9 protein-coding genes and 1 tRNA gene are annotated in these 11,245 nt (G+C 70.4%); 9 read left to right on the forward strand and 1 reads right to left on the reverse strand.

Annotated elements, in window-relative coordinates:
* The first annotated feature begins 118 nt into the window (after positions 1-118).
* From C507_RS22450 to C507_RS21335, 9 genes are all read left to right on the forward strand, one after another.
* The gene (locus C507_RS22450) at positions 119-1,102 is read left to right on the forward strand and encodes an IclR family transcriptional regulator domain-containing protein (RefSeq protein ID WP_018700209.1); all 984 of its coding nucleotides are present in this window, start codon (positions 119-121) and stop codon (positions 1,100-1,102) included.
* Positions 1,099-2,256, forward strand: coding sequence for an acyl-CoA dehydrogenase family protein (locus C507_RS0113355; protein ID WP_018700210.1), 1,158 nt, complete (start codon positions 1,099-1,101; stop codon positions 2,254-2,256). Before C507_RS22450 ends, C507_RS0113355 begins: the two co-directional genes overlap by 4 nt.
* Positions 2,253-4,409, forward strand: coding sequence for an acetate--CoA ligase family protein (locus C507_RS0113360; RefSeq protein WP_018700211.1), 2,157 nt, complete (start codon positions 2,253-2,255; stop codon positions 4,407-4,409). The genes C507_RS0113355 and C507_RS0113360 overlap by 4 nt, the downstream gene beginning before the upstream one ends.
* An 80-nt stretch (positions 4,410-4,489) precedes the next feature.
* Positions 4,490-5,437, forward strand: a complete 948-nt coding sequence (locus C507_RS0113365; RefSeq protein WP_018700212.1) for a tripartite tricarboxylate transporter substrate binding protein — start codon at positions 4,490-4,492, stop codon at positions 5,435-5,437.
* A gap of 24 nt (positions 5,438-5,461) precedes the next feature.
* Positions 5,462-5,929: a tripartite tricarboxylate transporter TctB family protein gene (locus C507_RS0113370; RefSeq protein ID WP_156829303.1), complete on the forward strand. Its 468-nt coding sequence runs from the start codon at positions 5,462-5,464 to the stop codon at positions 5,927-5,929.
* A 10-nt stretch (positions 5,930-5,939) separates the two neighbouring features.
* A complete protein-coding gene (locus tag C507_RS21330; protein ID WP_018700214.1) occupies positions 5,940-7,433 on the forward strand; it encodes a tripartite tricarboxylate transporter permease in 1,494 nt (497 codons plus the stop codon).
* A gap of 14 nt (positions 7,434-7,447) precedes the next feature.
* Positions 7,448-8,422 carry a YhdH/YhfP family quinone oxidoreductase gene (locus C507_RS0113380; RefSeq protein ID WP_018700215.1) on the forward strand — a complete coding sequence of 325 codons (975 nt, stop codon included), beginning with the start codon at positions 7,448-7,450 and terminating at the stop codon, positions 8,420-8,422.
* Positions 8,423-8,426: 4 nt separating this feature from the next.
* Positions 8,427-9,242, forward strand: coding sequence for an oxepin-CoA hydrolase, alternative type (locus C507_RS0113385; protein ID WP_051089778.1), 816 nt, complete (start codon positions 8,427-8,429; stop codon positions 9,240-9,242).
* A complete protein-coding gene (locus tag C507_RS21335; protein ID WP_018700217.1) occupies positions 9,239-11,017 on the forward strand; it encodes a metallophosphoesterase family protein in 1,779 nt (592 codons plus the stop codon). The genes C507_RS0113385 and C507_RS21335 overlap by 4 nt, the downstream gene beginning before the upstream one ends.
* A 114-nt stretch (positions 11,018-11,131) precedes the next feature.
* On the opposite strand, the gene C507_RS0113395 is transcribed toward C507_RS21335, so the two are convergent.
* Positions 11,132-11,208: transfer RNA gene (locus tag C507_RS0113395), tRNA-Arg, on the reverse strand.
* Between the last annotated feature and the right edge of the window lie 37 nt (positions 11,209-11,245).

The following is an 11,245-nucleotide window of genomic DNA, read 5'->3' on the forward strand; positions in this document are numbered from 1 at the left end:
GCCATGCGATTTCGCCTGTCCTGCGGCGATTTTCGCTCGTCCGTCTCCCCCCGGTTGACAGATCCGGAAAACGAATTCCTAATATCGGAAAATACCGATAATCGGAATACCTGAGGAAATGCCAGAACCCAAGAACCAGCTCCAGACGCTGCAGCGTGCGTTCGACGTCGTCCGGGTCGTGTCGGAGGCGGAGCGTCCGCTATCGACGTCCGAGATCGCCGAGGCGATCGGAACCGGCACCACGATCGCCCACCGCATCGTCCGGTCGCTGGAGGCGAACGGCTACCTCGTTCGCGACGCCGACAAGCGGTTCACCCGGCCTGAGAGCGGCGGCATGACCCGCACCCTCGACGAGGGGCTGCGCATCCTGCGGGAAGTGTCCGCGGCCGGGGCGCGGGGCGTCACCGCCGCGACGCTTGCCGGGCGGATGGGGCTGACCGCGAGCCAGGCGGACGCCGCCCTCGACCAGTTGGCCCGGGCCGGCCTGGTCGACACCCGCTCCGGCGGCGAATGGGCCATCTCTCCCGGCATCCTCACCTATGCCCGACCGGTTCTCAGCGAGAACGCCCAGCTGGCCGCCCTGCGCCCGCTGATGCGCGACCTCGCCGAGACCTACGGCGAGACGGTGACCTGGTTCCGCCGCGCCGGCTGGGACCAGGTGGTGGTGGAGATGATCCCGAGCATGCGGCCGGTGCGCTACGTGCTCGATCCCGGCACCCGCTTTCCGCTCTATGTCGGCGCCGGCGGCAAGGCACACCTGGCCCAGCTTCCCGGCGACGAGGTGGACGCCTATCTCGACGGCCTCTCACCGCAGATCTTCACGCGCTTTTCCGTCGATCTCGACGCGCTGCGCCAGGAGCTCGTGCTGATCCGCTCGCGCGGCTACGCGACGTCGATCGGGGAACGCGTGGAGGGGGCGGCGGCCGTCGCCGTGCCGGTGCCGACCCACGAGGGCGAGGTGGCCGGCGTGCTCGGCGTGATGATGCCGATCTTCCGCATCACGCCGGAGGATCTGGGCGCAATCGGCGACGACCTCGTGAGCCGTACGCGCGCACTCTTTTCCGGCGGGCTGACGCCGCCGATGACAGGCAGGACGGGATGATCCGGGACAACGACAAGCTCGATGCGCTTCTTTCCGAGGTCCACGACTGGGTCCGCGAGGTGGCGCACCCGAACGAGGACCGCGTCGCGGAGGCCGATGAGGTTCCCGCAGAGATCGTCGCCGACATGGCGGCGCGCGGCTTCTTCGGCTGGTCGATCCCGGAAGAGTATGGCGGGCTCGGCCTGACCACCGAGGAGCTGATCCTGGGCGCGCTGGAGCTCTCCCAGTGTTCCGTTGCCTACCGGGCGCGGGTCGGCACCAACACCGGCATCGGATCGGAGGCCCTGGTCGCCGACGGCACCGAGGAGCAGAAGCGGCGCTTCCTGCCGCGGCTCGCCAGCGGCGAGGCCACCGGCTGCCTGTCGCTGACAGAGCCGAACGCCGGTTCCGATGCCTCCAACATCGAGACCACGGCGCGCCGCGACGGCGACGCCTACGTGATCGACGGCCGGAAGTGCTACATCACCAACGCGCCGATCGCCGATCTCTTCACCGTCTTCGCGCGCACCGATCCCGACAGCACCGGCGCGCGCGGCGTCAGCGCCTTCATCGTTGAGCGCGGCACGCCGGGCCTGTCCACCAGCCCCGGCTACCGGATGATGGGCCAGGCGGGTTCGCCCGTCGGCGAAGTCATCCTGGAGAATTGCCGGGTTCCGGCGGACAACCTCATCGGCGGCGTCGAGGGCGTCGGCTTCAAGACCGCGATGAAGGTGCTGAACAAGCAGCGCATCCACCTGGCGGCGCTGTGCACCGGGCCGGCGATCCGCATGCTGGACCTGGCGCTCGACCACGCCACCACGCGCCAGCAGTCCGGCCGGCCCATCGTCGACTTCCAGCTGGTGGCCGCGCTTCTCGCCGACTGCCAGACCGAGATCCATGCCGCGCGCGCCCTGATCCTAGAGACGGCCCGGGCCCGCGACGAGGGCCGCGACATCGCGCTGGAAGCCTCGATCTGCAAGTACTTCGCCTCGGAGATGTGCGGCCGTGTGGCCGACCGCGCCGTGCAGGTATTCGGCGGCGCCGGCTACGTCGCCAACCACAGCCCCATCGAGCGCTACTACCGCGACGTGCGGCTGTTCCGGATCTACGAGGGCACCAGCCAGATCCACCAGCTCAACATCGTCAAGCAGACGCTGCGCCGGAGGGCCTCATGAGCGCTCAGGCAGCCGTGCTCGAGACGAGCGTGGCGCGCACCTCCACGGACGCGCCGGACCTGGAGCGGCTGTTCCGGCCGCACGCCATCGCCGTCGTCGGCGCCACCGAGACGCCCGGCGCCGTCGGCAGCCAGGTGGTGGAGAATTTGAAGCACCATGCCTATTCCGGCACCGTCTACCCGGTGAACCCGAAATATGAGCGGGTGCACGGCTTCCCCTGCCATCCGGACCTGGCCGCGCTGCCGGACACGCCGGACCTCGTGGCGATCGCGGTGCCGGCGAAACACGTGGCGGCGGTAGTGGAGGCGGCGGGCCGCAAGGGCATTCCGTTCGCGGTCATCTTCGCCTCCGGCTTCGCCGAGACCGGCGCGGAGGGTGAGGCACTGCAGCGCACCCTGTCGGAGACGGCGCGGCGCGCCGGCGTGCGCCTGATCGGCCCGAACTGCCAGGGCGTGATGAACATCGCCGACCGCATCCACGTGGGATTCGGCCCGCCCTACCGGCTCACCTACAAGCCCGGCTCGGTGGGCGTCGTGTCCCAGTCCGGCGCCTTCGGCAACTCGCTCATCATGGGAATGAGCGACGAGGACATCGGCATGCGCCGCTACGCCTCCACCGGCAACGAGGCCGACACCACCGCCCTGGCAATGATCGAGGGAATGGTCGAGGACGCCAACACCAGCGTCGTCGCCGCCTATATCGAGGGCTTCCGGGACGCCCGGCCGCTGCGCCGGATCGCGGCGCGCGCCCTGGAGCGCGACGTGCCTCTGGTCCTGTGGAAGGTGGGCAACTCCAAGGCCGGCGCGAGCGCCGCGGCCTCGCACACGGCCAACCTCGCCGGCGACCCGCGCTTCTACCGCGCCGCCTTCGACCAGCTCGGCATCGTCACCGCCGGCGACGTTGGCGACATGGCCGACTGCATCCGCGCGCTGTCCGCCAAGCGCTGGGCCTACGGTCCGCGCGTCGGGATCGTGACCATCTCCGGCGGCGCCGGGGTGGCCATGGCAGACCGGGCGGAGGAGCTGGGGCTTGCCATCGAGCCGTTCGCCGAGGCGACACTGGCCGACCTGCGCGAGCGGCTTCCGGCCTTCGCCTCGGTGGCCAACCCGCTGGACGTGACCGCCGGCGCGCTGACCGATCCGGACTCCGTGCGCGAGGCGATGGAAGCCGTCGCGCGGGATCCGAACGTCGACATGCTGGCCATCGCGCTGGCCGCCACGTCGGGCCCGGCGGCGGAGACCGTGACGGAGGCGCTGAAGGCGCTGGTCGCGCGCATCGATCTGCCGGTGGTGGTGGCGTGGAACGCGCCGCACGCCGGCAACGAGACCGCCTATGGCCGGTTGGACGAGACGGACATCCCGGTGTTCCCGACGCCGGGACGGGCCATCCGGGGCCTGTCCGCCGTCTACCGGTTCGGCCTGGCCAAGGCGACCCCGCCCGAGGGCCTGGAAGGCGCGGGCGCGGAACCGGCCGCGGCGACGCGCACGCTCAACGAGGCGGCATCGAAACAGGCCATCGCGGGGACGGGGATCGCGGCGCCCGGCGAGCGGATCGCCACCACGGCGGACGCCGCGTGCGAGGCAGCCGGAGAGCTCGGCTTTCCGGTGGTGATGAAGCTCCTGTCGGAGCGCATCGTCCACAAGTCAGACATCGGCGGCGTGCGCCTGAACCTCACCACCGAGGACGCGGTGCGCGACGCCTTCGAGGCGATCGCGGCGGCCGGGCGCGCGGCCGATCCCGACACCGCGACGCCGGAGATCCTGGTGCAGCAGCAGGTGGCTGGCGGCGTGGAGGTGATCCTCGGCGCGCGCATCGATGCCGTGTTCGGACCGATGGTGATGGTCGGCGCCGGCGGCATCCTGGCCGAGATCGTCTCCGACGTGACCTTCCGCCTGGCGCCGATCCCGGTCGAGGAGGCGCGGCGCATGGTGGCCGAGACCCGGGTGGCGACGGTGCTTGCCGGCGTGCGCGGCCGCCCCGCGGCCGACGCCGAGGCGCTGGCGCGCGCGATCGCCGCCCTGTCGGAAAGGATCGCGAAGGCCGACGGCGGCCTCCAGGAGGTCGAGATCAATCCGCTTTTCGTCCAGCCGCAGGGTTCGGGCGTCGTCGCCGGCGACTGCGTCGTCCGGCTCGCCGCCGATCCGGACGGCTGACCGGAACACCAGACACCAAAAGAAGAGCGGGCCAACCCGCCGGACACGACCAGAAAAGACACTCAGGGAAGGAGACCCCAGTGAAGCACCTCACGATGAAGGCCGCAGCCGTCGCGCTGTCGGCAGCCCTCATGGCCCCCGCCGCGGCGCTCGCCGCCGACTACCCGTCGCGCTCCGTCACCGTCATGGTGCCGTTCCCGGCCGGCGGCAGCACCGACACCATGGCCCGGGCGGCAGCCCGCGAGCTGGAGGAGATCCTCGGCGTCAACGTGCCGGTGACCAATGTCGGCGGTGGCGCAGGCACGGTGGGCACGGCGCAGCTCGCCCGCTCGCGCCCCGACGGCTACACGATCGGCGTGGTTCCGGCCGCACCGCTGATCAACCAGCCGCACATGCGCGAGACGCCCTACACGATCGAGGACTTCGACTATATCTGCCAGCTCTTCTACAGCCCGCAGGCGCTGGCGGTGAAGCCGGACTCGCCGTTCAAGAGCCTCCAGGAGGTCGTGGACTACGCCCGCGAGAACCCGAACGAGCTCAGCTACGGCACCCCCGGACCGGGCTCGCTGCCGCACCTCGCCATGGAGAAGTTCCTCCAGGACACCGACGTCCAGATCAAGCACGTGCCCTTCCAGGGTGACGGCCCGGGCGTGACGGCCCTGCTCGGCGGCCATGTCGACCTCTACATGGCGATCATCTCCAACGTGTCGAAGAACGATCTCAACGCCGTTGCGGTGTTCTCCGAGGACCGCGTCGACGCCGCCCCGGACGTGCCGACCTCCATCGAGGAGGGCTTCACCACCACCGCCTCCTGGTGGGGTGGCGTGTTCGCGCCGAAGGGCATTCCGGCCGACGTGAAGACCACGCTGGTGGACGCCTGCAAGCAGACGTCGGAAAGCGCCCGCTTCGGCGAGACGCTCAACGGGCTCGGCACGCTGGTGCTGTTCAAGGACAGCGACGGTGTGCGTCAGGCGGTCGAGGAAGGCAGCGCCACGAACGGTGCCATCATCGAACGCGTCCTGAAGTAGCGGTCGGCGAGCAGGGCCGTGGCCATGCCCCGGAGCATATCGGATCTCATCGGGGGAGGCGCCTTTCTGGGCGTCTCCGCCCTCCTCTACGCACAGACGGTGGGGACCGGCTTTTCCGATGCCGAGATCGCCCGCGATCCGGTGTTCTATCCGCGGCTGCTGATGGCCCTGCTGACCCTGGTCTCGATCGGGCTCGTTGTCCGGTCCTTAGTCGGCAAACAGGAGCGACCCCAGCCGACCCCGGTCTGGTGGCGGCTCCTCGCCGTCGTGCTTCTGACGGCGGCCTATTTCCTGCTCTTCGACGTGGTCGGCTTCCTCGTCGCGAGCCTGGTCGCGATGCCGGCGCTCACCGTGCTTCTGGGTTACAGGCGGCCGCTGGTCATCGCGCTCGTGACCGTCATCTTCGTCGTCGCCACCTGGTACTGCTTCGCGGAGGTGTTCGTCATCCGCCCGCCGGGCTTCGGCCTCGACGACCTCTTCGGCTGGTTCTGAGGCGATACCCATGGACAGCATCCTCGCCGCGTTGCAGACCGTCGCCTCCCCCTCGATCCTGTTCTTCATGGTCGCGGGCACGGCCGCCGGCATCGTCATCGGCGCCATGCCCGGCCTCGGCTCGGTGCTGGCGATCACGCTGGCCCTGCCGCTGACCTTCGTGCTCGGCCCGGAAGCCAGCATCACGCTGCTTCTCGGCCTTTATTGCGGCTCGGTGTTCGGCGGCTCGATTTCGGCCATCCTCATCAACACGCCCGGCACCCCGCAGGCGGCGGCGACGCTGTTCGATGGCTACCCGATGATGAAGAAGGGCAAGGGCGGCCTGGCGCTCGGCTGGGCGACCACCGCGTCGCTCATTGGCGGCCTCGTCTCCACCGCCGTGCTGGTGCTGGCGGCGCCGCTGCTCGCCCGGCTCGGCCTGATGTTCGGGCCGGTGGAGTATTTTGCGCTTGGCCTGTTCGCGCTCACCTGCGTCATCAGCGTCGCCAACGAGGACCTGCTTCGCGGCGGCGCGGCCTGTTTTCTCGGCCTGCTGGCGGCCACCATCGGCCAGGACCCGCTGACCGGCGACATCCGGCTGGCGTTCGGCTCGTTCGAGCTCGCCGCCGGCATCGGGCTGGTGCCGTTCCTGGTCGGCCTGTTTGCCCTGTCGGAGGTGTTCTGGCGCGTTTCCGAACGCCAGTCCGGGATGCCGGACGACCTTCCGAAGAGCGCCTTCGAGTTTCCCCGCGCGGTTGAACTGCTGCAGCGCTGGAAGGTGATCGTCAAGTCGTCGATAATTGGCACCTGGACCGGCATCCTGCCGGGCGTCGGTGCCACGGCCGCCTCCATGGTGAGCTATGCCGAGGCCAAGCGCACCTCGCCCAACCGCGACAAGTTCGGAACCGGCGAACCGGACGGGCTGATCGCCTCGGAAGCGGCCAACAACGGCGTTACCGCCGGGGCGCTGGTGCCGACGCTGTCGCTGGGCATCCCCGGCGACCCGATCACCGCGGTGATGCTGGGGGCGCTGGTTATCCAGGGCATCACCCCGGGGCCGCGCCTCTTCGTCGACAACGGCGACCTCGTGACCTTCATCTTCGTGGCGCTGTTCTTCGTGAACATCGCCATGTACGTGCTCGGCGCGATGCTCTGCCCGGTGTTCTCGCGCATCCTGCGCATGCCGGAGCCGCTGCTCCTGTCGGGTGTGCTGGTGCTGATCGCCATCGGCACCTTCACGGTGAACTACAACCCGTTCGACCTGGTGGTGGCGCTGGCGGCGGGCGCGGCCGGCTTCTTCCTGCGGCTGGGGCGCTTTCCGCTTGCCCCCATCGTCATCGGCTTCGTTCTGGGGCCGATGATCGAGCAGAGTTTCCGGCAGGGCATGATCCTGAACGACGGCAACGTCCTGGCCTTCTTTACCCAGCCGATCGCCCTCGCCCTGTTCGTCCTGACCGCCGTCTTCGTGGCGCTTCCCATCCTGCGCGCCCGCAGCGAGAAGCGCGCCCGTTCCATGCCCGGATGAGAGACCCCGCGACCATGAAAGCCTACCGGATCGAGGACACCGAGAATGGACCGCGCGGCACCGTCGTGGCCATGGAGCCCGACGCGCTGGACGCCGGCGACGTGGTGATTTCCACCCGCCATGCCGGCATCAACTACAAGGACGCGCTGGCAGGCACCGGCAAGGCGCCGATCATCCGCCGCTACCCGTGCAACGGCGGCATCGAGGCCGTTGGCCAGGTGGAGACGAGCGCCAGCGACCGCTTTCGGCCCGGCGACTGGGTGATCGTGCACGGCCGCGGCATCGGGGTGAGCCACGACGGTGGCTTTGCGGAAAAGGTGCGGGTTCCGGCGGACTGGCTGGTGCGCCTGCCGGACGGGCTGACACCGCGCGAAGCGGCGATCTTCGGCGTGGCGGGACACTCCGCGGCCCTGGCCGTTCACAAGCTGGAGGAGCTGGGCGTGACCCCGGATCGCGGGCCGATCGCGGTCACGGGCGCAACAGGCGGTGTGGGCTCGCTTGCGGTCGGCATGCTGGCGCGGCGCGGCTTCTCGGTGACAGCGATCAGCTCCAAGACCGACCAGGAGGCATTCCTGCGCGGCCTCGGCGCCAGCGCGGTGCGCACCCCGCCGGCGGAGGAAACGCGCAAGCCGCTGGAAGGCGCGGAATGGGCCGGCGCGGTGGACACCGTCGGCGGGCCGCAGCTGGAGTGGTTGCTGCGCACCACCGCGCCCCAGGGCGTGGTGACCGCCATCGGCAACGCCGCCGGGATCGGGCTGAAGACCACCGTGCTGCCCTTCATCCTGCGCGGCGTGACGCTGGCTGGCATCAATTCCGACACGCCGATGGAGCTGCGCCAGCTCATCTGGAACCGGATGGCCGGCGACCTGAAGCCGGACGGGCTCGACGCGCTCGGCCGGGAGATCGCCCTGGAGGCGCTGCCCGCCTACATGGACGAGATGATCGCCGGCCGCATCCACGGGCGGACACTCGTAACCTTTGCCGACTAACGACATGCCGCAGTCCGCTGAAAGTCCGGTGGTGCGGCGCAAACACCGAGGCGCCGTGCTGGTCGTCACCCTCGACGACGCGGCCACCCGCAACGCCATCGGTCCCGACGTCAACCCGGCGATCACCCGGGCGATCGAGGCGGCCGGCGCCGACCCGCAAGTCGCCGCCATCGTCATCCACGGCGCCAACGGCTACTTCTCCGCGGGCGGAAATGTGCGGGCGCTTTCCGCCACGCTGGCCATGACCCCGGCCGAGCAGACGGACGTGACGGACCGGCTCAAGGCGATGATCGAGGCGGTGGCCGGCTCGCCGAAGCCCGTGATCGCGGCGGTGGACGGCGGCGCGGCGGGGATCGGCTTTTCACTGGCGCTCGCGTGCGATCTGGTTGTGGCCAGCGAGAACGCCCGCTTCGTGGCCGCGCAGGTGCGCCTCGGACTGACGCCGGACGGCGGCATCAGCCATTTCCTGACCGCCGCCCTCCCCCGGCAGCTTGCCGCCGAGATCCTGCTCACCGGCGGACCGGTGGAGGCCGGACGCCTCCACGCGCTCGGGCTGGTGAACCGGCTCGTGGCGCCGGGCGAAGCGCTCGATGCGGCGCTCGACTTGGCGGACGCGCTGGCGGCCGGTCCGCCGCGCGCCACCGCCCGGATCAAGGGGCTGATCGCGGCCGCCGAGACAAGCTCGCTGAGTGAGACGCTGGCGCGGGAGGGAGAGACCATCAATGCCGCCCGCCGCGACCCGGAAGCAGCCGAGGGCATCGCCGCCTTCCTGGACAAGCGCCCCGCCCGCTTCCCCATCCCCCGGAAAGACCAGGCATGACCGACACGCGCGCGCCGCTCTTCACCTTCGTTGCGGTGGGCGACACCCACGTCAATCCGCGCGACGACTTCAGCCCGTCGCCCTGGCGCACCAACGTACTCGCCAACGACCGGGCGGCGGCGGTCGTGGCGCAGATCAACGCGCTCGCCCCCGACTTCGTGGTTCACTTGGGCGACATGATTCACCCGCTGCCGGGCAGCGCCGACTACGAGGCCGCCGCGGCGCGCTTTCATGCCCTCTTCGGCGCCCTGCGGATGCCCGTGCATCTGGTCCCCGGCAACCACGATCTCGGCGACAAGCCTACCGGCTGGACGCCGGCCGCGCCGGTGGACGATGCGGCGCTTGCCGCCTATCGCGGCCAGTTCGGCGCCGACCATCACGCCTTCGAGCACGCCGGCTGCCGGTTCCTGATCGTCAACGACGAGATCTTCAACACCGGGCTGGAGGCCGAGGAACGGCAGTGGCGCTGGCTGGAGGAGGAGCTGTCACGGGGTGGGCGCACCTTCGTCTTCACCCATTATCCACCCTTCCTGCAGGCGGCCGACGAGGTCGAGCATTACGACAACCTGGCGGAGCCTGGGCGCGGCCGTTTCCTGGCGATGATCCGGGACCGCGCCGAGGCGGTCTTCTGCGGCCACGTGCACAACTTCTTCTACAATCGCGCAGGCACCACCGATCTCTACGTGGCCCCCGCGACGTCGGCGATCCGGCACGACTATGCCGACATGTTCGCGGTTGCGCCCGGCCCCGGCACCGAACACGGGCGCGACCAGCGCTCCAAGCTCGGGTTCCTGCTGGTCGAGGTCTACCCGGAGGGTCACGTGGTGCACGTGGTCCGCAGCTTCGGCGAGACGGACGCGGAGGCGGCCGCACGGGGCACGCGCCGGCCGCTCGCCAGCCCGATGATCCGGCCGGCGCCGCTAGGCGTCGATCTCAGGGTGGGCTGGGCCGACGTCCATTCCGTCGCCTTTGCCGGGGCGGTGGACGAGTTCAACCGCAAGCCGGTGCGCAACGATTGCCTCGTGCAGGCGCTCTGGGAGCTGGGCGTGCGGGAGTTGCGCGTGCCGGTGCGCGACCTTGTGGATCCGCTCTACGCAAGACGGATGCGCGATCTCGGTGCGCGCGGCCATCGCTTCACCGCGTTCTGCTACGGGCTGCCGGACGCAACCGCGCAGGCGGCCATCGCGGAGGTGAGCGCCGCCATCGCGGCGCTGGAGATCACCGGCCGGATGGCCGACCTGCCGGACCTTGCGCAGGAGGCGGCGGCAAGCGAGGCGTTCCGGCAGGTCCCGGTCACCCTGTCGAAGCTGCGGCTCTCCGCCGATGCCGAGCACGACGGCAACCGGTTCGCCCACTTCATCCGCCACGGCTTCCGGGCCGACGAGCCGGACCTTACGGCGGCGCTGGAGCTGGTGCGGGCCAACGGGTTGGCCGGGCTTGTCCTCTCCGTTCCGGGGGTGGAGCCGGCAGGTTCCGCCATCGCCGCCATCGCCCAACTGGCGGCGGATAACGCGATGCGCGCGCAGGTGCACGTGCAGCTGGCCGGCGAGGATCCGGCCGTCGAGATGGCCGACGAGGCGGCGCTTGCCGAGCGGGTGCGCAAGGCGGGCGAGGCCGCCAGGCGCGCCGGCGACCGGGTCCGGGTGTTCCTTGACACCTTCTGCGACCACGACCGGGGCTACTTCCCGCGCCTCGGCCTCGTCGACCGGCGCTACGATCTTCGCGCGCCGGGCGAGGCGCTGAAGCGGCTGGTGGAGACGCAGGCGGCCGGCTGATCGGCCTCGCGGCGCCGGTCTGCCAGGCGGAGACGCGGACGACAGGCGTCCGTCGGCGCGATCGCATCGCGTGCGGGCCGCTGGCAGGCTTCGTCAGGCGGGATGGGGAGAGGGTGGCGCACCCGTCAGGATTCGAACCTGAGACCTCTGCCTTCGGAGGGCAGCGCTCTATCCAGCTGAGCTACGGGTGCCCGCGGCGCGGGCCAAGGCCGCACGCAAAGCAAATCA

This window comes from Amorphus coralli DSM 19760 (genome assembly GCF_000374525.1).
Lineage (GTDB): Bacteria > Pseudomonadota > Alphaproteobacteria > Rhizobiales > Amorphaceae > Amorphus > Amorphus coralli.